The organism is Parasedimentitalea psychrophila (assembly GCF_030285785.1).
GTDB lineage: Bacteria > Pseudomonadota > Alphaproteobacteria > Rhodobacterales > Rhodobacteraceae > Parasedimentitalea > Parasedimentitalea psychrophila.
In genome coordinates this window covers 69470-94743 of sequence record NZ_CP127247.1, presented here as the reverse complement: position 1 = coordinate 94743, position 25274 = coordinate 69470, and the positions used below count along the sequence as shown (strand labels likewise).

Below are 25274 nucleotides of genomic sequence, written 5' to 3'. Positions count from 1 at the left end.
GCGTCTTAAAGTAGGGGAGCGGGGCCTTGGGCCTCAGTTTTTGTCGCCAGCGCCGTATACGTTACCGGTGGCGAAGGGCAAGAGGCCCCGGTGTCACACCGGGGCCTCCAGAGGCATTCACCTCTTACTTGATGCGGTACCAGTCCGCAGCATTCCACAGTTCACTGTCCCATGTGTTCAGGACAACGCCACCAAGGCTGTTGGCGTGGGCAGATACACGACCACGGTCAACCAGCGGTACAACGACGTAGCTTTCTTTGGTCAGCATTTCGTTCAGCTTTTTGGCGATTTCGCCACGCTTGGACAATTCACCGGTGCGACCCAGTTCTGCAACCAGCGCATCATAGGCTGGGTCACAGTAGCGGTTCATGTTTTCACCCTGCCACTGGCTTTCGGGCTTAGGTGCTTTGTCGCAAGTGTGCTGCGCCAGATAGCTTTCCGGATCGGTGCCATCAAAGTTGTTGGCGTACATTTCAACGTCTGCATAGAAACGCTGGAATGTGTCGGGCGATCCTGGATCCCCACCAAAGAACACCGACGCGTTGATGTTACGCAGCTCGGTTTCAACACCAATTTCTTCCCACCACTGTTTGATCAGCGCCTGGAAATCCTGACGAACGGCGTTGGTTGAAGTTTGGTACAGCATGGACAGACGAACACCGTCTTTTTCACGTACACCATCGGACCCGACAGTATAGCCAGCTTCGTCCAGCAACGCCTTGGCACCTTCGATGTCCTGGATCAGGCAATCGGTATTATCCGACGCATAAATCAGCGGTGCAGGCACCAGGTTACAAGTTGCGCGACCTGCCTGGCCGTAGCCAATTTCTACCAGCAGTTCACGGTCGATAGCCATCGACAGTGCTTTACGCACTCGGACATCTGACAGGAATGGGTGCGGGTGCATGACTGTACCGCGCTCGCCTTCGGGCAGGCTAGGCGATGTATCGGTCATGTTCATTTCGATACGCTCTACCAGTGTACCAAATGCGGAAACCGCGGTGCCTTTGCCACCTTCGGCCATTTTTGCCAGAACGTCGGGTGCCAGCTGCAGGTTCCAAGCATAGTCGAACTCGCCTGTTTCCAGAACCGCACGACCAGAGGCCATTGCGCTGCCGCCACCTTTGAACGTCAGCGAAGCAAACGCAGGCTTGGAGGCATCCCGGTAGTTGTCATTGGCAACCATCGAGATCACGTCATTGGGACGGAAATCGGTGACCACAAACGGGCCGGTGCCGATCGGGCCAAAGTTGGCGGTGGTACATTCAGGTGCCTTGGCACCGGTACAGTTTTCGAATTGCGCCATCTGGAGGATGGGCGACTGGCCACCCATGAACGGGCCATAGGGGTTTGGTTTGGCTTCGCCAAAGGTGACGGTCACGGTCAGATCGTCGATGATCTCAACCGAATCAACACCTTCGAATTTGGCCAGCTGCGCACAGCCGCCGGCCGGGTCCATGCAGTAATCAGCAGTGAATTTGACGTCAGCCGAGGTCACGGCACTGCCATCAGACCATAGCAGGCCGGACTTCAGTTTCCAGGTGATCGACTTCAGGTCAGCAGCAACGCCGCCATTTTCAACGGTTGGAATTTCTTCGGCCAGATAGGCGACCAAAGCGCCGTCTTGGTCGTAACGACCCAGCGGTTCAACCACCAGCGAAGCGGATTCGATATCCTTGGTGCCGCTGGACAGATAGGGGTTCAAGATCGAAGGCGCTTGCCAATAGATGATGTTGACGTGGCCGTCCGAGCCGCGCTCAGCAAAGGCGGCTGGGGCCAGTGCTGTGCTGGCAATGGCGCCAAGCAAAAGGGTTTTAAGTTTCATTTCACACTCCTTGTCGACACTTATGTGCCTTTATCCCGAGCTATAGTTGGCCACGGGTTTTTCCGCAATCACTGCGGTTTATAGATGTACCGTCAGGGGCTTACCGAAGACGCTCTAAGCATGGCGTTGGCTGCCATGCATCGTGTCCTTCCCCCTCTGCGGTCACTGCCCGTATCGAAACAGAACCTGAGAAAATTGCAAGCCTTCCGTTGGAAAATCTCGTTACAGGGTTTGACGGCATTGCTAGGCCCGCGTAACGTCCAGCGAACAGAAAACACGATGACCAAGGGAGTGCCAGGGTGCTTGATCAACCGATTGCTCAGATTAAGGGACTCCGTGTCGAATTCCAGACCAAGGATGGTCCGGTGGTCGGAGTCGAAGACGTTTCTTTTGAAATCAACCCCGGCGAGACCGTCTGTGTGGTGGGTGAATCCGGCTCTGGGAAGTCAGTTTCGTCGCTGTCGTTGATGCGGCTGGTTGAATTCGGCGGTGGTGAGATCGCCGCCGGGGAATTGATGTTCAGCCGCCGTGACGGCGACACCATTGATCTGGCGAATACCAAACAAGATGTGATGAAAGAGATTCGCGGCGACGAAATCGGGATGATCTTTCAGGAACCGATGACCGCGCTGAACCCGGTGTTCACCGTGGGGCGGCAGTTGACCGAAGGGCTGCGGGTTCACAAGGGGCTGACCAAGGCCCAGGCCAATGAGCGGGCGCTGGAGCTGCTGCGTCAGGTGCGCATTCCCGAGCCGGAACGGCGTCTGGGCCAGTATCCGCATGAATTGTCCGGCGGCATGCGCCAGCGGGTTGTGATCGCCATGGCCATCGCTTGCGAACCGCGCCTGTTGATCGCAGATGAGCCGACCACGGCGCTGGACGTGACCATTCAGGCCGAAATTCTGGCGCTGATGGATCGCTTGAAACGCGAAACCGGCACTGCAGTGATGTTTATCACCCATGATATGGCGGTTGTGGCCCAGATGGCCGACCGCGTTGTGGTGATGTTCCGTGGCAACAAGGTAGAAGAAGGCACGGTCGAAGAGATCTTTGAAAACCCACAGCACGATTACACCAAGGCCCTGCTTGCAGCGGTGCCAAAACTGGGCGAGATGCGCGGCAAGGCCTATCCGGAGCCGATGAAGCTGATGGGGGTCGAAGGCCAGAACCTCGATCCGATCAAGGGCACCGACGAGGTGCTGTTGAAGGTCGAAAACCTGACCACCCGGTTTGACGTCAAAGGCGGTTTTATGCGGCGCACCGTGGCACAGGTGCATGCGGTCGAAGATGTCTCGTTTACCATCAATAAGGGTCAAACCCTATCGCTGGTTGGCGAATCCGGTTGCGGTAAATCCACCACAGGCCGCGCCATCCTGCGCCTGGTTGACCCGCAGTCTGGATCCGTGAACTTTGAGGGACGGGATGTGCTGGGCTTTGATCAGCGCGAAATGCACAAGGTCCGCCAGGACATGCAGATGATCTTTCAGGATCCGTTTGCCTCGCTGAACCCGCAGATGATGCTGTTGGACCAGGTTGCTGAGCCGATGCGCAATTATAATCTGGCCAGCGGCTCCGAGTTGCTGGATCGTGTCGCCAGCCTGTTTGATCGGGTGCAGTTGCCGCGCAGCTTTATGCGCCGCTATCCGCACGAGATGTCCGGTGGACAGCGGCAGCGTATTGCCATCGCCCGGGCTCTGGCGCTGAACCCAAAACTGATCATCGCCGATGAGGCGGTGTCGGCGCTGGATGTTTCGGTACAGGCACAGGTGCTGAACCTGATGATGGAACTGCAGGCCGATCTGGGCATCAGTTTTCTGTTCATCAGCCACGACATGGCGGTGGTCGAGCGGGTCTCGCATCAGGTTGGGGTGATGTACCTGGGCCGGATCGTTGAAATGGGGCCGCGCGCGCAGGTGTTTGAGAACCCGCAGCACGCCTATACTCAGGCGCTGATGAAGGCGGTTCCGATTGCCGATCCGCGCCAGCGCAAGTCTGAGAAGGATTTGAACTTCAAATCGATCCCGTCACCGATCCATGATCTGGGCTATAAGCCTGAAGCTTCGCAATATCTTGAGATCACGCCGGGGCATTTTGTGCTAACCACCGATAGCGGTTACTGATTATGGCTCAAATCCTGACGCCGTTTGAGATCATGCAGCAGCTGATCTCGTTTCCCACTGTGAGCAGCGACAGCAACCTGCCGTTGGTTGAGTGGGTCGAGGGCTACCTTGCCTCGCATGGGATCACCTGTCACCGATTCACCGACCCCGATCAGCCCAAGGCGGCACTGTTTGCCCATGTAGGGCCGCAGGTCGAAGGGGCGGTCGTGTTGTCCGGCCACACCGATGTGGTGCCGGTCGAGGGCCAGGCCTGGGACAGCGATCCCTATGTCGTGGAGGAACGCGACGGCAAATACTATGGCCGCGGCACCTGCGACATGAAGGGGTTTGATGCACTGGCGATCTGGGCATTGGTCGAGGCGCAGAACCGTGGCGTCACCCGGCCGCTGCAACTGGCGCTGAGCTATGACGAGGAAATTGGCTGCATCGGCGCGCCGCTGATGATCGAGGCGATGCAGGGTGTCATTCCCAAAGGCTCTGCCGTGATTGTGGGCGAGCCGTCGATGATGCAGGCGGTAACAGGCCACAAAGGCTGCTATGCCTGTTCAACCCATGTGCAGGGCTTTGAGGTGCATAGCTCACTGGTCCATACCGGTGTCAGCGCCATTATGCAGTCCAGCACGTTGGTTGAATGGACCAATTCCCGCAACGCTGAGAACCGGGCGCGCGAACCTGACGCGATTGCTGCGATGTTTGAGCCGCCCTGGTCCACATTGCATGTGGGGGTGATTGAAGGCGGCACTGCAATGAACATCACCGCCAAGGATTGCCGTTTTAGTCTGGATATTCGGGTGCTGCCCAGCGAAAGTTCGGTGGATTGGCACAATAGCTATATGCAGCAAGTGAGGGCCGTTGAGGCCAGGATGCAGGACATTCATCCCGACACGAAGATTGAGGTTGAGTTGATTTCTGATGTGCCGGGACTGAAACCTGAAACTGACGGCGAAGCCGAGGCTCTGGCGCGGACGATCACCGGCGACAATGGCAGCCATGTGGTCAGCTATGGCACCGAAGCCGGGCAATTCCAGCAGGCGGGCTATTCCGCCGTGGTCTGTGGACCGGGCGATATCGCGCAAGCGCATCAGCCAAACGAATACGTTACTGTCGCGCAGTTCAATGCCGGCCACAAATTCATGCAACGATTGGTGCAGCGGTTGATGGGCTAAAGGCCAAAAGGCCATTTTTTTGCGATTCTTGCGTGAAAAACTAGGGTTGCCGCCTGCCGCAGCGCGGGTCAGTTGCAGTGTAGGGTGGTCGTATTGTGACCGTTTATTTTCTTTCCGATATGGCTCCTTGAGATACTTGATAAGGCAACTTATTTATCTGACAGTGCGGGCAGCAACGGGAGATGGATATGCCGATCAAGAACAGTTTCGCTGATATGCACAGCGAGATCACCGGGTGGCGTCGTCATCTGCATGAGATGCCGGAATTGCTGTTTGACGTCCACCAAACCGCCGCGTTTGTGGTGGACCGCCTAAAGGAATTTGGCGTCACCGACATCACCACCGGCATTGGCCGAACCGGGGTTGTTGCGACGATCAAGGGCCGGACCGATACCAGTGGCCGGGTGATTGGTTTGCGCGCCGACATGGATGCCTTGCCAATTCACGAGGCGACCGGGCTGGATTATGCCTCCAAGACGGATGGCAAGATGCATGCCTGTGGCCACGACGGCCACACCTCGATGTTACTGGGGGCGGCAAAATATCTGGCCGAAACCCGCAATTTTGACGGCACTGTGGTGTTGATCTTCCAGCCCGCCGAAGAAGGCGGCGGTGGTGGTCGCGAGATGTGCGAAGACGGCATGATGGACCGCTGGGGCATTCAGGAAGTCTACGGCATGCACAATATGCCGGGGATGCCCGTTGGCGAATTTTTCATTCGCCCCGGTGCGCTGATGGCCTCGTCGGATGATTTTGAGATTGTGGTCACCGGCAAAGGTGGCCATGCAGCGACACCACACGAGGCGGTGGATACCACTCTGGTGGCCTGCCAGATCGTCGTTAGCCTGCAATCCATCGTGGCGCGCAATATTGACCCTATCAAACGTGTGGTGCTGACTGTTGGTACATTTGAGACCGATAGTACCGCGTCAAATGTCATTGCGCATCAGGTTCGTATGAAAGGCACTGTGCGCACGTTGGATTCGGAGTGCCGCGCCCTCGCCGAAGAGCGGGTGCGCCGGGTTGCCGAAGACACTGCCTCGGCCTTTGGCGCGCAGGCAAGCGTTCAATGGGACGCGGGCTATCCCGTCACGGTCAACACGCCAGACGAAACCGTCTACGCCGCCGAAGCGGCGCGGGCTGTGGCTGGCAGCGTCAATGAGAACACCGATCCGATCATGCCTTCCGAGGATTTTTCCTATATGCTGGAAGAGCGGCCCGGAGCCTATATCTTTGTCGGCAATGGCGACACAGCGATGTGCCACCACCCGGCGTATAATTTCGAAGACGATGTGATTCCCGCAGGCTGTAGCTGGTTTGCCGAATTGGTCGAACGACGAATGCCCGCAGTTTAAATAAGGAAGACCCAAAATGCCTGTTAAGAATCGCTTTGCTGAATTGCAGACAGAAATCACCGAATGGCGCCGTGATCTCCATGAAAATCCTGAAATCCTGTTCGAAACCCATCGCACCAGTGCTCTGGTGGCGGACAAGCTGAAAGAGTTCGGCTGTGATGAGATCGTCACCGGCATTGGCCGCACCGGCGTGGTGGGGGTCATCAAGGGCAAGAGCGACAGCACCGGTAAGGTGATTGGTCTGCGCGCCGACATGGATGCGTTGCCGATCCTGGAAGCCACCGGGCTGGACTATGCCAGCAAGACCGAGGGCGCCATGCATGCCTGTGGTCACGACGGTCACACCGCAATGTTGCTGGGAGCGGCCAAGTATCTGTCCGAGACCCGCAATTTCGACGGCACCGTAGTGGTGATTTTCCAGCCCGCCGAAGAAGGTGGCGGCGGTGGCCGGGAAATGTGCGAAGACGGCATGATGGACCGCTGGAACATCCAGGAAGTCTACGGCATGCACAACTGGCCGGGTAAGCCTGTTGGCTCATTTGCCATCCGTCCGGGCGCGTTTTTTGCCGCAACAGATCAGTTCGAGATTGCTTTTGAAGGGCTGGGTGGTCACGCTGCCATGCCACAAAAAACGGTCGATACCACGGTGATGGCGGCGCAGGCTGTGATGGCGCTGCAAACCATTTCCAGCCGCAATGCGGATCCGGTGGATCAGTTGGTGGTTTCGGTGACCTCGTTCCAAACCTCGTCCAATGCCTTCAACGTGATCCCACAAACGGTGCAGTTGAAGGGTACTGTGCGCACCATGAGCGGTGAGATGCGCGATCTGGCGGAGAAGCGGCTCAAAGAGATCTGCGCAGGCGTTGCCGCCACCTTTGGCGGCGCGGCGGATGTCAATTACATCCGCGGCTATCCGGCGATGGTCAACCACGAGGAACAGACCGAGTTTGCCGCTGAAGTGGCGCGCAAGGTCTCGGGGAATTGTGAACACGCGGATCTGGTGATGGGCGGCGAAGACTTTGCCTTTATGCTGGAGGAACGCCCTGGAGCCTATATTCTGGTTGGCAACGGCGATACTGCCGCGGTGCATCACCCCGAGTATAATTTCAACGACGAGGCCATTCCTGCCGGCTGTAGCTGGTGGGCCGAGATTGTTGAGCAGCGGATGCCTGCTGCGTAAGTAGGTGACAAAAGGGGAGGGGGCTGTCTGCCCCCTCTTGGCCTGCGGCCAATTCACCCTCGAGGATATTTTTAGCCAGATGAAGTTCGATCCGTCGTGGAAATGACCTGGGTGGTCATTTCAGGATCGAACGGGCGGAGCCCCAAGATCCGGTTGCGGGCTAGCCGCGCCATAGATCCTGGTAGACGGCTTCGATTCCGGCGGCTTCAGTGGTGGCGCTGAAACCATGTTGCGCAACGGTGCGGGCCTCTTGGCTCATGGTGGCATGACGGGTCGGATCACTCAGGATCGACAAGGCGGCCTTGGCGGCTTGCTCTGCAGCGCCGACGGGCACCACTGTGCCGGTTTTCCCCTGTGCCGAGAATTCCTGGTAATAACCGGTCTCAGTGCCGACGAAGGGCACGCCACTGGCCATCGCTTCCAGGGGCACCATACCGTAGCCCTCATAGCGAGGCAGCTGCAGCACCAGAGATAGACCGCGCATCAGCTGGGGCAGTTTTGTGGCCGGGATCTCGCCGGGAAACAGGATGCGGTCCGACAGGCCGGCCGCTGCGATGCGGGCGTGGAGCCCGGCCAGGAATTTCTGGTGCTGGCGTCCGGCACGGCCAATAATCAGGGCCCGGGCCTGGGGCAGTTTCGGAAGCAGTTGTAGCATGGTGTCGACAAAGACATCGGTGCCTTTTTCGGGGCGGATGCGGCCGATTGTGGCTAGGCCCATATCGCCGCCGTAGCCCAGGTTTGACCAGGCGGTTGCCCGGGTCTGGGCGGGGGTGAAGAGATCGGTGTCGACCCCATGTGGCACCACGGCCTGCACCTTGCTGACATAGCGGGCCGCAATATCCGTGGTGGCGACAATCGCATCCATTTGCCGGATCAGCCAGCGAGGATAGGTTGAATGCAACCGTTGCGCAGCCGAGGTAAAGACGATGCGGATCGGCAGCTTCAGAACATCTCGGGACCAGATTGCCGCCCGCATCTCGGGGTTGCGGCGCACGTGCCAGATGGCAAAATCGCGGCCCTGGGGCGGGCGTTTGCACAGCAGGCGGGCCTGGGTCAGGGTGATTGGACCGGGGCAGCCCGGTAGTGGATAGCCCACCAGGTGCAGATCGTGATGTTTGGCCTGTTGGCGGATCACATTGGCTGCGGTGGCCGAAACCCCGGTGAAGTTCTTGTTGAAGTTGGTGACAAACAGTTCAGCCATTAGTCGCGTCCAGATCCAATTGCTCGATCAGCATCTCAACCAGCCCGTCCAGCACCGTTGACTGTTGGCGGCTAAATTCGACCGCGGCCTGCTGCGCCTGTTGCAGCGCGTCGGGTTGGGTCAGCCAATCTGAAACCGCGCTGCCAAGCTGACCTGCGTCATGCACTTCGACTGCGCCCTTGGCGGCGATCATCGGCGGGAAGGTCTCGGCAAAATTGTGATAGCCGGGGCCGGTGATGACGGCGGCCCCGGCTTGGGCGACTTCAAACGGGTTGTGGCCGCCGATCGGTTCCAGCGAGCCGCCCAGGAAGACAATTGGCGACAGCGCGTACCAGGTGCCAAGCTCGCCCATGGTGTCGGCCAGATAGATCTGGGTTTTGGCGGTTGGCAGCTCGCCCTTGCTGCGCCGGGCGCAGATCATCCCGGCCTTGGCGACCAGATCAGCAACATGGGCGCCGCGATCGGGATGGCGCGGCACCAGCATCAGGCACAGCTCAGGGTGTTGTTTCAGTAGCGCCTTATGGGCGGTGAGCACCACTTGCTCTTCGCCGATATGGGTGGAGCTGGCCACCCAGGTCGGGCGGCTGCCCAGGGCGTCGCGCAGCTGTGCAAGGGCATCATCGTCAATGGGCAGGGGATCTGCCCCGGCCTTGAGATTGCCGCCACCCCGCACCCGATCAGCGGGTGCGCCAAGTTCGAGCAACCCGTCCGAGATATGTTGGTTCTGGGTCAGGAACAGGGAGAATTGCTGCATGACAAAGCGGGCCGTCGGCGCCTTTTTCCGCCAGCGCGCCATTGATCGATCTGACAGGCGGGCATTGACCAGCGCCAGTTTTGCGCCGGATCTCCGGGTGGAAACCAGCGTCACCGGCCACAGTTCGCTTTCGACAAAAATACCGGCGCTGGGGCGCCAGTGAGACAGGAACCGGCGCACCGGGCCTGCCGCATCCAGGGGGGCAAATTGATGGCAGCAGCGCGGCGGCATTCGCTTGGCCACCACTTGTTGCGCGGTGGCGGTGCCGGTGGTCAGCAGGAACCGGGCCTGTGGCAGATGGTCGCCAAGCCGATTGATCAGGGTCAGCGCCGCCAGGCTTTCGCCCACCGAGGCGCCGTGGAACCAGATCACTTGCCCGTCGGGGCGCGGCAGAGTGGCATGCCCCAGCCGTTCGCGCTGGCGCTGCGCAGAGACCCCCTGCGCCGCCAGTTTGGCCGCGACCTTGCGATAGGCAAAAGGCGCGATCAGCGCGGTGGCGCTGCGGTACAGGTAATAGAGCAGCGTTGGGCTGCCATCAGAGGATGTCATCTTAGCCGCCGGTGTGGCTCATGTGGCGGGACATCTGCCCGTCTGCACGCTGGCGTGAATAGTCAAAATCATGGCCTTTGGGTTTCAGGCCGATTGCGGCGCGGATCGCCTGTTCCAGCGCCTCGTCACTGTCGGGGCTCTGTCGCATGGCTGGACGCAGGTCTTGCATGCCTTCCTGGCCCAGGCAGGTATAGAGCTCGCCGGTGCAGGTCAGGCGCACCCGGTTGCAGCTCTCGCAGAAATTATGGCTCATCGGGGTGATGAAGCCGATTTTCTGCCCGGTCTGTTCCAGGCGCACATAGCGGGCAGGCCCACCTGTCGACTCGGCCAGATCGCTGACTTGATAATGGTCGTCATAGGCTTTGCGCACGTCCTTGAGCGACCAGTACTGCCCGACCCGGTCTTCGTTGCCCAGGTCGCCCATTGGCATGACCTCGATCCAGGTCAGATCCATGCCCCGGCTGGCGCACCACTCGGTGATGGTGGGCAATTCGTCTTCGTTGAACCCCTTTAGTGCGACGGCGTTGATCTTGATCTTGAGACCGGCCTTTTGAGCCGCATCAATGCCGCGCATCACCTGGGGCAGGCGGCCCCAGCGGGTGATCTCGGCGAATTTCTTCTCGTCGATGGTGTCCATCGAAATATTGATCCGGCGGACCCCGGCGTCAAACAGGTCCTGGGCGTATTTTTCCAACTGCGAGCCATTGGTGGTCAGGGTCAGCTCGCTGAGCGCGCCGCTGTCCAGATGCCGGGTCATCGACCGGAAGAATGTCATTATGCCCCGGCGCACCAGCGGTTCGCCGCCGGTTATGCGCAGTTTCTTGACGCCCATGGTCACAAAGGAGGAGCACATGCGGTCCAGCTCTTCCAGTGTCAGCAGCTCCTTCTTGGGGAGGAATGTCATGGTTTCCGACATGCAGTAGACGCATCGGAAATCGCAGCGGTCGGTAACCGAGACCCGAAGGTAGGTGATGGCGCGGGCGAAAGGATCGATAAGTGGGGCTGTCATAGATCCTAGGTAAGGCGGGGTTTGGCCTGCGGCAAGGCAATTGTGGGTGAAGTGGTTGGCAATCGGGGATTTGAGAGGATAGAGTCCGGCTATGCGAATTCACCTTATCTTACTCACCTCCGTCTTGCTGTCGGCCTGTAATCTGATTCCCCCTGGATCAGGGGCTGTTGATCCGATTTTATCTGCGCCCGCAGCGGTGGAGACTGCGCCTTTAGACGACCTGTCCGCAGCGCCACAGGGGGATCGCGCTGCCGCGTTTTCCAGGTCCGCCAGCACCGTTGCCGGGTTGGGAGATCCCACCGTGCCGGGATTGTGGATGGAGACGCCACTGGTGACGGTTGAGCAGCGGGCGCTTGTGCGCAGTGCAACCGGGGCCGAGGTTGCTTTGACACTGCGGCCAATCGCAGGCGAGGCTAGCGCAGGCAGCCGGTTGTCGATTGAGGCCATGCGCAGCCTTGGCGCGCCGCTGACCGAACTGGTCGCGCTTATGGTCTCGGCCGCGCCCTAGCGGGCACTGCCGCTGAGGAGAGGGCCGTTTTCCAATGCGCCCAGCCAAGGGGCGGATGGGCGCATTTGTCTAAATCTCTATGAGCGTCATTGTGATCTCTGTCACTTCAGATACTTAGACGCTTCCTTGCGGGCGAAATTTTTCATGTGATCGCCATGCTCTGCCAGAAAGTCATGCACCCGCTGTGGATCATGTTTGGAGAGGTCGCGCAGCCACCAGGCCACCGATTTTTGGATGAACCATTTCTGGTCCGTTGCATAGGTGGCGACCCAACCCAGAATGCGATCGCGGCACTCTAGTTCTTCGGGTTTTGGGTTGTTCTGCTTGGTCCAGGGCAGAGTGGCGACCAAGGCCGCGCGCCGGGTCCACAGGTTGTCGGATGTGGTCCAGGCCTCGACCGCGTCCAGCCGGGTTGGATCTGCAATCAACCGTTTTTGGATCGCCGCGCAGGCGTGATCGGCCAGCGCCCAGCTGTCAAACCCGGGCACCCAGCTTTGCAGCAGCTGCCACACCGCATCATCGGGTTGGATCCGCGCCTGGGTCAGCAATTTGGTGGCCGCCAGCCGGGCCTCGTAGATATCGGTCTGCCACAGGCCACGGGCCACGGCGACGCGCTTGTCGATGGTCAACTCCTGGCGCCATGCCGTGGTCAGGTCGGTGACCTGTGGATTGGTCAGGCCCAGATATTCACGCTTGATCTTGTGATAGCTGGCCATGCCAAGCGCTCGTTCAGGGTTGCGCAGTTCGCGCAACTGTTCGAGGAATAGGTAGTGTATGTCGCTCATTCTACTGTCACCGATTTGGCCAGGTTACGGGGTTGGTCTACATCAGTACCCTTGGCGACGGCTGTGTGATAGGCCAATAATTGCGCCGGGATCGCATAAAGGATTGGCGACAGGTTGTCGTGGATGTCAGGCATCTGGATGCAAGAGGCAACGCCGTCGCTGGCCTCGGCGATGCCATCCGCATTCGACACCAGTATAACTTTGCCTTTGCGGGCCATGACTTCCTGCATGTTGGACACTGATTTGTCGAACAATGCGTCACGTGGCGCCATGACCACCACCGGCATATGTTTGTCGATCAGTGCGATGGGGCCGTGCTTCAGCTCGCCCGAGGCATAGGCTTCGGCATGGATATAGCTGATCTCTTTTAGTTTCAGCGCGCCTTCCAGTGCCAATGGGAACATCAGCCCACGACCCAGGAACAGGACATCGCGCGATTCGCTCAGTTTTTGCGCGGCCTGGCGGATGGTGTCGTTCTGCTCCAGCGCGGCGGCCAGCACATTGGGCAGGCTGCGCAATGCGGCGATATTGGCATCCAGATCTTCGGGAGTAATCACCCCGCGATCCGCCGCCGCCTTGAGCGCCAGCATCAGCAACACCGACAGCTGGCAGGTAAAGGCCTTGGTCGAGGCCACACCGATTTCGACGCCCGCATGGATAGGCAGCGCCAGATCGCTTTCCCGCGCGATCGAGCTTTCGGCCACATTGACCACCGACAGGATCTTGTCGGCCTTGCCCGCGCAATAGCGCAGCGCCGCCAGGGTGTCGGCGGTTTCGCCCGATTGCGACACAAACAGGGCCACTGTTTTGCCGGGGATCGGCGGTTCGCGGTAGCGGAATTCTGAGGCGACATCGACCTCGACCGGAATACGGGCGATTTTCTCGAACCAGTATTTGGCGGTCAGGCAGGCATAATAGGCGGTGCCACAGGCCACCAGTGTCAGCCGTTCAACCTCTGAGAAATCAATGCCACCATCGGGCAGATGCACGGCGTCTTCTCCGACCGGCAGATAGTGGCGGATGGCCTCGGCAATCACATGCGGCTGCTCGGCGATTTCCTTGGCCATGAAGTGTTTATGGCCGCCCTTGTCCACCTGAGCGGCGTCGATCTGGATGGTCTTGATGGCGCGATTGGTCACAGCGCCACTGGCGTCGCGGATTTCCAGGCTGGTGCGGCTCAGCACCGCGCGGTCGCCTTCGTCAAGATAGGTGATGCGGTCGGTCATTGGCGCCAGGGCAATGGCGTCGCTGCCCACAAACATCTCGCCGTCGCCATGGCCAATGGCCAGCGGCGATCCCTTGCGGGCGGCGACGATCAGGTCTTCCTCGCCGTCAAACAGAAACGCCAGTGCAAAGGCCCCTTCGAGTTGGTCGAGGGTCTTGTTGGCGGCGGCCACCGGGGAGAGCCCGTCGCGCAGATAGCGCTCGGTCATCAGGGCCACGGTTTCGGTGTCGGTCTCGGTTTGAAACTCAAGGCCATATTTAGACAGCTCGGCGCGAATGCTGCGGTAGTTCTCGATGATACCATTGTGAACCACCGCCACTGAACCCGCGCGGTGCGGGTGCGCATTGCTGACCGTTGGGGCGCCGTGGGTGGCCCAGCGGGTATGGCCAATGCCGGATTTTCCCGACAGCGGCTCGTGCACCAGCAGATCCGAGAGGTTCACCAGCTTGCCGACGGCGCGTCGGCGATCCAGTTTGCCACCTGAAACAGTGGCGATTCCGGCGCTGTCATAGCCACGGTATTCCAACCGCTTCAGGGCCTCGACCAGAATGGGTGCCGCCTCGTGATGGCCCAGTATTCCGACAATTCCACACATCAGGCGTCTCCTCCATCGCGGCGGGCCTTTTTGGCGCGCAGCAGATCCATCAGTTTTTGCGCCCGACCGGGTTTGTTGACCTGCGGCGTGCGGGCAATCGCCAGCGCACCGTCCTCGACATCCCGAGTGACAACGGCGCCGGTTGCCGTCATCGCCTCATCGCCGATTTTGACCGGGGCGACCAGCAGGGTGTTGGAGCCGATAAAGGCATCGCTGCCGATTTCGGTGTGATGCTTCATCACGCCGTCGTAGTTGCAGGTGATGGTGCCTGCGCCGATGTTGGTCCGTTTGCCGACCGAGGCGTCGCCGATATAGCTGAGGTGGTTGATTTTGGCGCCCTCAGAGATCTCGGCGTTCTTGATTTCGACAAAGTTGCCCACATGGGTGTTCTCGGCCAGCTCCGCACCGGGGCGCAGCCGGGCATAGGGGCCGACCTTGGCACCGCGGCTGACGTGGCAGCCTTCGAGATGTGAAAAGGCCCGGATCAAGGCGCCGCTTTCCACCGTCACTCCGGGGCCAAACACCACATTGGGTTCGATCACAGCGTCGCGGCCAATGAAGGTGTCCAGCGACAGATAGACGGTTTCAGGCGCCATCAGAGTGACGCCCAGATCCAGCAGTTCAGCCCGCGCACGGGACTGGAATACCGCGTCGGCACGGGCCAGATCAGCGCGCGAATTGACGCCCAGAGTTTCCTCTTCGTCACAGGCCACAGCGGTGACGCGGCACCCCTGAGCGCGGGCCAGCTCAACCACATCGGTGAGATAGTACTCACTGGATGCGTTTTCATTGCCGACTTTGGCGATTAGGTCGAACAGCAGCTTGGCGTTGCAGGCGATGAGGCCCGAGTTGCAGAATGAAATGGCGCGTTCGGCTTCATTGGCATCTTTGTATTCAACGATGCGTTCCAGAACGTCGCCATCCATCACAAGACGGCCATAGCGGGCAGGGTCAGCGGCCTGAAAGCCAAGGATCACTAGGTCCGCATCGGCGCGGGCCGCGATCATACGCTCTAGGGTTTCGGGCTGCAGAAAGGGGGTGTCGCCATACAAGACCACAACATCACCCTGGAATCCATCCAGTGCGGAGCGGGCTTGATCAACGGCATGGGCAGTGCCCAGTTGCTCGGTCTGCAGCACGACCTGCGCGGTCTCGTCGATCTCGGCAACGGCTGCGGTGACGGCCTCGGCGGCGTGACCGGCGACGATAATCGTCTGGTCTGGGTCCAGCGCACGACCGGCATGCATGGCATGGGCCAGCATCGGGGCTTGGGCAATTGGATGCAGGACCTTAGGCAGATCAGAGTTCATCCGAGTGCCTTTGCCTGCGGCCAGGATGATCAGGGCAGTGCTCATGTGGCTTTTCTCTTTGTTTTCTTGTTTAACCCGTTTTATCTGCTGGGGGGCGCGGTGCAAGCCATCTCCGCATCAAACAAGATTGCGGGTTGCAACAACATATGGCGAAATTTCGCCGAAAGGGACAAGAATGCGAACGGTGATTTTTGATCTGGACGGAACCCTGGCGGATACCTCGGGTGATTTACTGGCTGCGGCCAACAGCTGTTTTCGGCAGATGGGTCTGGGCGATCTGCTGAACCGGCCCGAAGACGCTGCCATTGCCCTGCGCGGCGGACGAATGATGCTGAGCCATGGGCTGAAACGGGCGCAGCACTATGATGCGGCGATTGTGGATGAATACTACCCTGTACTTCTTGATGCATACAGAGAGGCCATAGCGCTGCATACAGTGTTGTATCCAGGCGCAATGGCGGCTGTCGAAACGTTGAGCAATGCTGGCTATGGTGTTGGAATATGTACAAATAAGCCGGAATCTCTGGCCGAACTTTTGCTCGTAAAACTTGGCGTGCGCGATGCTTTTGCCTCGCTGGTGGGGGCCGATACATTGCCGGTGCGCAAGCCGGACCCGGAACCCCTGCGCGAGGCGGCGCGGCGGGCCGGTGGTGATCCTGCACAGACGATTTTGATTGGCGACAGCGATACCGACCGCAACACATCCGCGGCGGCAGGCGTGCCCTCTGTGCTGGTGACCTTTGGCCCATCGGGCGCGGATATGGCGGCGTTGAAACCCGAAGGCCTGTTGCATGACTTTGGTGACTTGCCGGACTTGGTGGCGCGACTGATCGGCTGAGGTTTTACCGGTTCGGTTGTGAAGTTTTTGGCGACGCAACCCCTTGACCATCCACCAACAGCAGCCCAAAAACGCTGAATGAACGAGATTTTTTCAGGTAGTTTTACCCAGCAAGAGCCACTTTCAGATGCCGCAATTGAGGCGGCGCTGGAGGTTTTGCGTCACGGGCGATTGCATCGCTATAATGTTGAGCCGGGGGAGCTGGGCGAAGCGGCGCTGCTGGAGCAGGAATTCGCGGCGCAAGTTGGGGCGAAATACTGTCTTGCGGTCGCCTCGGGCGGCTATGCGCTGGCGACAGCGCTGCGTGCGGTGGGGGTGAAGCCGGGCGACCGGGTGCTGACCAATGCCTTTACGCTGGCGCCGGTGCCGGGCGCGATTGCCTCGCTTGGGGCTGAGCCGGTGTTTGTCGATGTCACCGAGGATCTGGTGATTGATCTGGATGATCTGGCCGCCAAGGCGGGTCAGGCGCGGGTGCTGATGCTCAGCCACATGCGCGGTCATCTGTGTGACATGGATCAGCTGATGCAGATCTGTGACGCCGCCGGTGTCACCGTGATCGAGGATTGCGCCCACACGATGGGGGCCTCGTGGAACGGCATTGCGTCAGGGCGGCAAGGCGCGATTGGCTGTTATTCCTGCCAGACCTACAAGCACGTGAATTCGGGTGAAGGCGGATTGCTGGTCACCGACGACGAGGAGGTCGCCGCACGGGCGATCATGCTGTCCGGTTCTTATATGCTGTTCGAGCGTCACCTGGCGGCACCGGACCCATCGGTGTTTGACCGCATCAAGTATGACACCCCCAATATTTCTGGCCGGATGGATAATCTGCGCGCCGCCATCCTGCGGCCACAGCTGCGCGATCTGCAGACTCAGGTGGCGCGCTGGAACGCGCGGTACCAATGTATCGAGGCCGGTCTGCAGGATACGCCGGGATTGCGGCTGATCAAGCGGCCCGAGGCGGAGGTCTATGTTGGCTCATCGATCCAGTTTCTGTTGCTCGACTGGACGGCGGACAAGCTGCAGGCGGTCATTCGCCGCTGTGGCGAACGCGGGGTAGAGCTGAAGTGGTTCGGCGGTGCCGAGCCGGTTGCCTTTACCTCGCGCTATGACAGTTGGCGCTACGCCAAGCCGCAAAGCCTGCCGCAAAGTGACCGTGTCCTGGCTGGCATCGTCGATATGCGGGTGCCGCTGACGTTCAGCCTGCAGGATTGCGCGCTGATTGCCCGGATCATTCGGGCAGAGGTCGGCGCCGTCTTTCAGAGCAAGTGACACATACCACCGGTTTGGACCGGTGAAATCCCATGCTGGCTCTGCGGTGGCATGGGTCCTCTCCTGAGCTAAACATCCCTGTGGTTGTTTGGAAGCAGGCGCATGTCCAGATGCCGGGTATTTTATGCCATCAATGGTCATTGCCCTTGGTTTGAACCAGACCCCGGCGTGTTGCGGTTGACGCGAATCAAACCCTGTTCTAATAAATGAACGACTGTTCAGATAATTTGAGACGACCTTTGGGAGGGAGCCTGCAATGTTCAATGCAAGTATGCAATTCGATCTAGGTGACGATGTGAACGCGCTGCGTGATATGGTGCACCGCTGGGCGCAGGATCGGGTCAAGCCGATGGCGCAGCAGATTGACCAGAGCAACGAGTTCCCCGCTGAGCTGTGGAAAGAGATGGGGGATCTGGGCCTGTTGGGGGTCACGGTTCCCGAGGCGTTCGGTGGCGCGGGCATGTCCTATCTGGCGCATACCATCGCGGTCGAGGAAGTGGCCCGTGCCAGTGCCTCGGTGGCGCTGTCTTACGGTGCGCACTCCAACCTTTGCGTCAACCAGATCAAACTGAACGGCAGCGATGCGCAGCGGGCAAAATACCTGCCGGGACTGGTGTCTGGCGATCACGTTGGCGCCTTGGCAATGTCCGAGGCCGGCGCCGGGTCTGATGTGGTATCAATGACGCTGCGGGCGGAAAAACGGAACGATCATTACCGGCTGAACGGTAACAAATACTGGATCACCAATGGTCCTGATGCCGACACGCTGGTGGTCTATGCCAAGACAGACCCTGATGCCGGCTCGAAGGGCATCACCGCCTTTATCGTCGAAAAGGAAATGACCGGGTTTTCGACCTCGCCACATTTCGACAAGCTGGGGATGCGCGGGTCGAACACCGCCGAGCTGATCTTTGATGACGTCCAGGTGCCGTTTGAGAACGTGCTGGGCGAAGAGGGGCGCGGCGTTGCAGTGCTGATGTCGGGGCTGGACTATGAACGTGTGGTTCTGGCGGGGATCGGCACTGGCATCATCGCGTCCTGTATGGATGAAATGATGCCCTATCTGGCCGAGCGCAAGCAGTTTGGACAGCCTATCGGCTCGTTCCAGCTGATGCAGGGCAAGATCGCAGACATGTATACAGCGATGAATTCAGCGCGTGCCTATGTCTATGAAGTTGCCAAGGCCTGCGACCGTGGCACGGTGACCCGGCAGGACGCGGCGGCTTGCTGTCTGTACGCATCCGAACAGGCCATGGTGCAGGCGCATCAGGCGGTGCAGGCTCTGGGCGGGGCAGGCTATCTGTCCGACAATCCGGTGGGCCGCATTTTCCGTGATGCCAAGCTGATGGAAATCGGCGCCGGGACATCGGAAATTCGCCGTATGCTGATTGGCCGCGAGCTGATGGGGTCAATGACCTGAAGGGCCGCTGAGGCGGAGGAGAAAGGCACTGGGCCTGCGTGACCGAGGGATATCCCGCAGGACCCATATCCAAACGGCAGGCCGCTGTGGCCCGCCGTCAGGAATTGGATCAAAGGATCAGAAGCGGTGCACGTAGCTAAGGCCAACCACAATCGGATCGATCTCGGCGGTGCCGATGGAGGCACCGTCCAGGGTGACGTCGCTGTCAATGTCGATGTAGCGCACATTCAGACGCAGCGCGCCGCGGTCCGAGATCTGCCAGTCAGCCCCAACCTGAACCGCATAGCCCCAGCTGTCGTCCAGTTCCAGGACGCCCAAAGGCGAGGCCTCCTCAAAGAAAGTGGTATAGTTCAGGCCAACGCCGACAAAGGGTTTGATCTTGCCTTTGGTCGGGAAGTGGTAGTTGACCGACAGGGTGGGCGGCAGTTGCCGAGTGGTTCCGGCAAAGCCAACGCCGCTGATGTTGATGTCATGCTCAAACGGGGTGGCGGCCAGCAGCTCGATACCAATGTTGTCACGGATGAAATATTCTGCGGTCAGCGACAGCTGAGTGTCGTCGGCAATGCTGGCAGTACCACCCGCGAGGGTGCCATTGCCGGACTTGGGATTGACGTTGGCGACGCCGACACCAATGGTCCAGTCGCCTTGAGATTGGGCGGTTGCAGGGGCGGCAAGGGCAGCAAATGCGGCGGTCAAAGCCAGGGCAGCTACGGTGCGTTTCATCGGGGATCAGCCTTTTCTTCTGTATGGGCTCAAGAGATACCTGAGGGCGCGCGCCACAGCTCTGATTTGGATCAAAAACCTGATGACTTTGCCTTTGAAAAAACAGCGAAATACAACATAGCTGCTATGCGCTGGGAGCATACTCAATGACGACTGAAATACGCAATATTTCCGACTTGCAGCCCGATGGTAACCTGGATCACCTTGAACCGTTTAACATGGCGGCACAGGCGTTGGCGCAGCCTGCTGGTCAGCTGGCGGTGATCGACCTGACCGGGCCGCTGAGGGTTGATGTTTCTTATGGTGAACTGGGGAGCATGGTAGATGCCTTAGCGCGCTATCTGCTGACCCGCATTCAGCCCGGCGATCGCGTCGGTGTTTTGCTCAGCCAGTCGCCATGGTGCGTGGCTGCGCATCTGGCGGTGTGGAAGGTCGGTGCCATTTCGGTGCCGCTGTTCAAATTGTTCAAACGTGATGCTCTGGCCAGCCGAGCTGGCGACGCTGGTTTGCAGTTCGTCTTCACCGATACTGAGGGTAGTGATTTGCTAGGCGATCTGGCCGAGGCGGTGTTGGTCGATCAGGTCGGGCTGGCTGGCGGCGAAGTTGCTTTTGCCGAGACCTTGCCTGATACCCCGGCCGTTTTGATCTATACATCCGGCACCACCGGCAGTCCCAAAGGCGCGTTGCACGGCCACTGGGTGTTGACCGGTCATTTGCCCGGCGTGGCGATCAGCCACGACCACTTGGGCCAACCGGGCGATTGCCTGTGGACCCCGGCCGACTGGGCCTGGATCGGTGGTTTGTTTGATGTCGCCATGCCGGGATTGGCACTGGGGGTGCCCGTGGTGGCGGCCCGGTTGGACAAATTCACCCCTGAGGCCTGCGCCGATGTGATCGCGCGCGGCGATGTGCGCAACGTGTTCTTCCCGCCCACAGCCCTGCGCATGCTCAAGGCCGCCGGGCAGGGGCTCGACGGTCTGCGCTCGGTTGCCTCTGGCGGAGAGCCCCTGGGCGCCGAGATGCTCGCCTGGGGCAAGCGGCGTCTGGGCGTGAGTATCAACGAATTCTACGGCCAGACCGAATGCAATATGGTGGCCTCGTCCTGCGGTGCCGATTATGCGCCCCGCCCCGGTTGCATCGGCAAGGCAGTGCCGGGTCATACGGTGGCCGTGCTGGATGACGCTGGCCAAGCGACCGCAGGCGAGGGCGATGTCGCGGTGCGCCGTGGATCGCCCTCGATGATGCTGAAATACTGGAACCGCCCGGATGAGACCGCTGCCAAGTTCCGGGGGGACTGGTTGATCACTGGCGACCGCGGCATCTGGGAGGGCGAGTATCTGCGCTTTGTCGGGCGTGAGGATGATGTGATCACCTCCTCCGGCTATCGCATTGGCCCGGCCGAGATCGAGGATTGCCTGATGACCCACCCGGCGGTGGCCACCGTGGGGGTGGTGGGCAAGCCTGACCCGCTGCGTACCGAGATCGTCAAGGCCTATGTGGTGCTGAAACCGGCCGCCCAGGTGACGGCGAAAGAGCTGCAGGATCACGTCAAAACCCACCTTGCCCAGTATTCCTACCCGCGTGAGATTAGTTTTGTTGAGGCGCTGCCGATGACGGTGACCGGCAAGGTGATCCGCAAGGAGCTGAAGGCCCGGGCGGCGGCGGAGATGTTGTTATGACCTTTGCCATTTGGCTGATAACCGCAGTGACCGACCAATCTAACATCTTTGAACCCAAGACGAGAGTGTGGACATGAAACTCAAATCCAAAGCGCTGCCTTCCTCCGAAGGCTTCAAAGCAAACCGCGCTGTGCATCTCGACGCATTGGCGCAAGTCTCTGAGGTGGCCGAGACCGCCCGCATGGGTGGCGGCGAACGTTCACGGACCCGTCACGAGGGCAGGGGCAAGATGCTGCCGCGCCGCCGGGTGGCCAATCTGCTCGATCCCGGCTCGCCGTTTCTGGAGATTGGCACCACCGCCGCCCATAATATGTATGATGGGGCCGCCCCCGGTGCCGGGGTGATCACCGGCATTGGCCGGGTGCAGGGCCAAGACGTCATGGTGGTCTGCAATGACGCCACGGTAAAGGGCGGCACCTATTTTCCGATGACGGTGAAAAAGCACCTGCGGGCACAGGAAATCGCCGAGGAAAACCACCTGCCCTGCATCTATCTGGTCGACAGCGGTGGCGCCAACCTGCCGCAACAGGACGAAGTGTTCCCCGATCGCGACCACTTTGGCCGGATTTTCTACAATCAGGCGCGGATGTCGGCCAAGGGCATTGCGCAGATTGCCGTTGTCATGGGCAGCTGTACCGCCGGTGGCGCCTATGTACCTGCGATGTCGGACGTCACCATTATCGTGCGTGATCAAGGTACTATCTTTCTGGCCGGGCCACCGCTGCTCAAGGCGGCAACGGGTGAGGTGGTCAGCGCCGAAGATCTGGGCGGTGGCGACGTGCACACCCGGCTTTCGGGGGTGGCCGATTACCTGGCCGAGGATGATGCCCATGCTCTGGAACTGGCGCGCCGTGCGGTTCTGTCGCTGAACAGGCGCAAGCCGCAGACCGTCGACTGGCAGAGTCCGGAAGAGCCCGCCTATGACCCGGAGGAAATTCTCGGCGTGGTGCCCGGTGATCTGCGCACGCCCTATGATATCCGCGAGGTGATCGCCCGGTTGGTCGACGGATCGCGCTTTGATGAATTCAAGTCGCGCTATGGCGAAACTCTGGTCACCGGCTTTGCCCATCTCAAAGGCTGCCCGATTGGCATTGTTGCCAACAATGGCGTGCTGTTTTCCGAGGCGGCGCAAAAAGGCGCGCATTTCGTCGAGCTGTGCTCGCAGCGTAAAATCCCGCTGGTGTTCCTGCAAAACATCACCGGCTTCATGGTCGGACGCAAATATGAAAACGAAGGCATCGCGCGGCATGGTGCCAAGATGGTGACGGCGGTGGCCTCGACCAATGTGCCGAAAGTAACCATGCTGGTTGGCGGCTCCTTTGGCGCGGGCAACTACGGCATGGCGGGGCGCGCCTATCAGCCGCGGTTCCTGTGGACCTGGCCGAACAGTCGCATATCCGTCATGGGCGGCGAACAGGCCGCTGGAGTGCTGGCGACAGTCAAACGCGACGGCATCGAGCGCAAGGGTGGCAGCTGGAGCGCCCAAGAAGAGGCCGCCTTCAAACAGCCCACCATCGATATGTTCGAACAACAAAGCCACCCTCTCTACGCCTCGGCGCGCCTGTGGGATGATGGCATTATTGATCCACGCAAATCGAGGGATGTGCTGTCCCTATCTCTGGGCGCTGCCCTCAATGCTCCGATCGAGGACACACGCTTTGGCGTGTTCCGGATGTGAGCCTGATGTTTCTTCTTGTTTCAAATACCTTCGGGGGTCCGGGGGCAGACCGCCCCCGCCACCTCCAGCTGCCAAAGGACCAGACGTATGTTTGACAAAATCCTGATTGCCAACCGCGGCGAAATCGCTTGTCGTGTTATGGAAACGGCCCGCACGATGGGGGTAAAGACCGTGGCGGTTTATTCAGCCGCAGACCGCGATGCAAAACATGTGGCGCTGGCGGATGAGGCCTATCCCATTGGCCATGGGCCGGCACCTGCCGACAGCTATCTTTTGGGCGATGAGATCATTGCTGTTGCCCTGACCTGCGGCGCCCAGGCCATCCACCCCGGCTATGGCTTCCTGTCCGAAAATCCGGGCTTTGTAGATTCGGTCGACGCTGCCGGGCTGTGTTTTATCGGACCCTCGGCTGAGGCCATTCGCAAAATGGGCCTGAAGGACGCTGCCAAGGTGCTGATGGAAAAAGCCGGAGTGCCGGTGGTGCCGGGGTATCACGGCTCAAATCAAGACAGCGAACACCTGTTTGGGGCTGCCGATGGTATCGGTTATCCGGTGCTGATCAAGGCTGTCGCCGGTGGCGGTGGCAAAGGCATGCGGCTGGTTGAGCGGGCCGAGGACTTCATGGCAGCGCTGGAGAGTGCGCGCAGCGAAGCCATCACCGCATTTGGTAACCCGGATGTGCTGGTTGAAAAATACATCCAGCGGCCCCGCCATATCGAGATTCAGGTATTCGGTGATGGCACCCGGGCGGTGCATCTTTTTGAACGCGACTGCAGCCTGCAGCGCCGCCATCAAAAGGTGATCGAGGAAGCACCTGCGCCCGGAATGACGTCCGAAATGCGTGCTGCCATGGGGCAAGCCGGGGTGCGGGCGGCCGAGGCCATCGGCTACAAGGGCGCAGGCACAGTCGAGTTTATCGTTGATGGGTCAGGCGGCCTGCGCGCTGATGGGTTTTGGTTCATGGAAATGAACACGCGTTTGCAGGTGGAACACCCGGTCACCGAGGCGATCACCGGTGTCGATCTGGTAGAGTGGCAGTTGCGCGTCGCCGCAGGGGAGAGCCTGCCGATGCAACAAGAGGACCTAGCAATCAATGGTCATGCCTTTGAAGCGCGCCTGTATGCCGAAGATGTGCCCAAGGGGTTTCTGCCCGCCACTGGCACCCTGACCCATTTGCAGTTTCCCGATGGCTGCCGCGCAGACAGCGGTGTGCGCGCCGGGGATACCATCAGTCCCTGGTATGACCCGATGATCTCGAAAGTGATCGTACATGGCCCGACCCGGGCGGTCGCATTGGCGCGGCTGGGGCGGGCGCTGGAGGGAACGGAGGTTGCCGGCACGGTGACCAATCTGGCCTTTCTGGGTGGTTTGGCGGCGCATCCGGGCTTTGCCGGTGGGGATTTTGATACCGGGTTGATTGCCCGTGATCTGGACGTTTTGGCCGCAGCGCCTGTTGTGGCTCCTCACCATAAGGTGGCGGCGGCGATGTCGGCTCTGGATCTGATCCGGCCACTGAGCCACAGCGGCTTTACGCTCTGGGCGCCGCTGCGCCGGGCGGTGTCGCTGACTTGGCAGGGCGAGACGTTTGAACTGCAAGTCGACGTTGAGAGCTCTGATCGGCAGATCTGGCATGTTGGCGACGAAGAGATCGTTGCGACCCGCTGCGGCATTGGCTGGACCATAGGCAGTCGGCCGCTGCCTGATGTTGTCCAGTCAAATAGGAGCATAACCGTTTTTGACGGCTATGGTCTGACATTTGAGCTGCCGGATCCGCTGGATCGAGATGCCAAAGCGGGCGGCGATACCAATGTGATTGTGGCACCGATGCCCGGGCTGGTTAAAGTGATCCTGGCCGTCGCTGGTCAGGTGGTGGTCGAGGGCGACCGGCTGGCGGTGCTGGAGGCGATGAAGATGGAACACGCCTTATTGGCGGCCCGTGATGGTGTGGTGGCCGAAGTTCTGGCTGCGGCGGGCGATCAGGTTGAAGCTGGCGCCGCATTGGTCCGGTTGCAGGAGGAAAGCGAATAGTCTTGCCAAAACAGCCGGTGGCCCGCAGGCTACTGGCTAGGAATTGAGTATTTT

General features: G+C 60.0%; 19 protein-coding genes. 11 read left to right on the top strand and 8 right to left on the bottom strand.

Annotated elements, in window-relative coordinates:
- Positions 1–124: 124 nt before the first annotated feature.
- Positions 125–1825: a peptide ABC transporter substrate-binding protein gene (locus QPJ95_RS00465; protein ID WP_270918646.1), complete on the bottom strand. Its 1701-nt coding sequence runs from the start codon at positions 1823–1825 to the stop codon at positions 125–127.
- 299 nt (positions 1826–2124) lie between these two features.
- On the opposite strand from QPJ95_RS00465, the gene QPJ95_RS00460 reads away from it, so the two are divergent.
- The 4 genes from QPJ95_RS00460 (at position 2125) to QPJ95_RS00445 (ending at position 7646) form a co-directional block, all read left to right on the top strand.
- Complete coding sequence (locus tag QPJ95_RS00460) at positions 2125–3945, top strand: ABC transporter ATP-binding protein (RefSeq protein ID WP_270918645.1); 1821 nt, start codon at positions 2125–2127, stop codon at positions 3943–3945.
- Positions 3946–3947: 2 nt separating this feature from the next.
- Positions 3948–5111: an acetylornithine deacetylase gene (argE, locus tag QPJ95_RS00455; RefSeq protein ID WP_270918644.1), complete on the top strand. Its 1164-nt coding sequence runs from the start codon at positions 3948–3950 to the stop codon at positions 5109–5111.
- Between the two features lie 188 nt (positions 5112–5299).
- A complete protein-coding gene (locus QPJ95_RS00450; protein ID WP_270918643.1) occupies positions 5300–6466 on the top strand; it encodes a M20 aminoacylase family protein in 1167 nt (388 codons plus the stop codon).
- Between the two features lie 16 nt (positions 6467–6482).
- Positions 6483–7646, top strand: coding sequence for a M20 aminoacylase family protein (locus QPJ95_RS00445; protein WP_270918642.1), 1164 nt, complete (start codon positions 6483–6485; stop codon positions 7644–7646).
- A 160-nt stretch (positions 7647–7806) separates the two neighbouring features.
- On the opposite strand, the gene QPJ95_RS00440 is transcribed toward QPJ95_RS00445, so the two are convergent.
- The 3 genes from QPJ95_RS00440 to moaA are packed head-to-tail and all read right to left on the bottom strand — an operon-like array spanning position 7807 to position 11159.
- Entirely contained in the window at positions 7807–8847 is a 1041-nt protein-coding gene (locus QPJ95_RS00440; RefSeq protein ID WP_270918641.1) for a glycosyltransferase family 4 protein, read from the bottom strand.
- Positions 8840–10150: a 3-deoxy-D-manno-octulosonic acid transferase gene (locus tag QPJ95_RS00435; RefSeq protein ID WP_270918640.1), complete on the bottom strand. Its 1311-nt coding sequence runs from the start codon at positions 10148–10150 to the stop codon at positions 8840–8842. Before QPJ95_RS00435 ends, QPJ95_RS00440 begins: the two co-directional genes overlap by 8 nt.
- 1 nt (position 10151) lies before the next feature.
- Entirely contained in the window at positions 10152–11159 is a 1008-nt protein-coding gene (gene moaA, locus QPJ95_RS00430; RefSeq protein ID WP_270918639.1) for a GTP 3',8-cyclase MoaA, read from the bottom strand.
- Between the two features lie 91 nt (positions 11160–11250).
- Here moaA and QPJ95_RS00425 point away from each other — a divergent pair, with 91 nt between their 5' ends.
- Complete coding sequence (locus tag QPJ95_RS00425; protein WP_270918638.1) at positions 11251–11667, top strand: hypothetical protein; 417 nt, start codon at positions 11251–11253, stop codon at positions 11665–11667.
- 101 nt (positions 11668–11768) lie between these two features.
- Here the strand turns inward: QPJ95_RS00425 and QPJ95_RS00420 are convergent, their stop codons facing one another.
- The 3 genes from QPJ95_RS00420 to glmU are packed head-to-tail and all read right to left on the bottom strand — an operon-like array spanning position 11769 to position 15627.
- Positions 11769–12452 (bottom strand): DNA alkylation repair protein, encoded by a 684-nt coding sequence (locus tag QPJ95_RS00420; RefSeq protein ID WP_270918637.1) that lies wholly within the window; start codon positions 12450–12452, stop codon positions 11769–11771.
- Positions 12449–14272: a glutamine--fructose-6-phosphate transaminase (isomerizing) gene (glmS, locus tag QPJ95_RS00415; protein ID WP_270918636.1), complete on the bottom strand. Its 1824-nt coding sequence runs from the start codon at positions 14270–14272 to the stop codon at positions 12449–12451. Before glmS ends, QPJ95_RS00420 begins: the two co-directional genes overlap by 4 nt.
- Positions 14272–15627 (bottom strand): bifunctional UDP-N-acetylglucosamine diphosphorylase/glucosamine-1-phosphate N-acetyltransferase GlmU, encoded by a 1356-nt coding sequence (glmU, locus tag QPJ95_RS00410; protein ID WP_270918635.1) that lies wholly within the window; start codon positions 15625–15627, stop codon positions 14272–14274. The genes glmS and glmU overlap by 1 nt, the downstream gene beginning before the upstream one ends.
- A gap of 130 nt (positions 15628–15757) precedes the next feature.
- Here glmU and QPJ95_RS00405 point away from each other — a divergent pair, with 130 nt between their 5' ends.
- The 3 genes from QPJ95_RS00405 (at position 15758) to QPJ95_RS00395 (ending at position 19112) form a co-directional block, all read left to right on the top strand.
- Entirely contained in the window at positions 15758–16420 is a 663-nt protein-coding gene (locus tag QPJ95_RS00405) for an HAD-IA family hydrolase (RefSeq protein WP_270918634.1), read from the top strand.
- 78 nt (positions 16421–16498) lie between these two features.
- A complete protein-coding gene (locus QPJ95_RS00400) occupies positions 16499–17692 on the top strand; it encodes a DegT/DnrJ/EryC1/StrS family aminotransferase (protein ID WP_270918633.1) in 1194 nt (397 codons plus the stop codon).
- A gap of 256 nt (positions 17693–17948) precedes the next feature.
- Positions 17949–19112, top strand: coding sequence for an isovaleryl-CoA dehydrogenase (locus QPJ95_RS00395; RefSeq protein ID WP_270918632.1), 1164 nt, complete (start codon positions 17949–17951; stop codon positions 19110–19112).
- A 117-nt stretch (positions 19113–19229) separates the two neighbouring features.
- Here QPJ95_RS00395 and QPJ95_RS00390 read toward each other — a convergent pair whose 3' ends face one another.
- Positions 19230–19835 (bottom strand): OmpW/AlkL family protein, encoded by a 606-nt coding sequence (locus tag QPJ95_RS00390; RefSeq protein ID WP_270918631.1) that lies wholly within the window; start codon positions 19833–19835, stop codon positions 19230–19232.
- Between the two features lie 146 nt (positions 19836–19981).
- Between QPJ95_RS00390 and QPJ95_RS00385 the strand changes: the two genes are divergently transcribed.
- The 3 genes from QPJ95_RS00385 (at position 19982) to QPJ95_RS00375 (ending at position 25220) form a co-directional block, all read left to right on the top strand.
- Positions 19982–21514: an AMP-binding protein gene (locus QPJ95_RS00385; RefSeq protein ID WP_390922898.1), complete on the top strand. Its 1533-nt coding sequence runs from the start codon at positions 19982–19984 to the stop codon at positions 21512–21514.
- Positions 21515–21587: 73 nt separating this feature from the next.
- Positions 21588–23192, top strand: a complete 1605-nt coding sequence (locus QPJ95_RS00380) for a carboxyl transferase domain-containing protein (protein ID WP_270918630.1) — start codon at positions 21588–21590, stop codon at positions 23190–23192.
- A gap of 87 nt (positions 23193–23279) precedes the next feature.
- Complete coding sequence (locus QPJ95_RS00375; RefSeq protein WP_270918629.1) at positions 23280–25220, top strand: acetyl/propionyl/methylcrotonyl-CoA carboxylase subunit alpha; 1941 nt, start codon at positions 23280–23282, stop codon at positions 25218–25220.
- Positions 25221–25274: the final 54 nt, after the last annotated feature.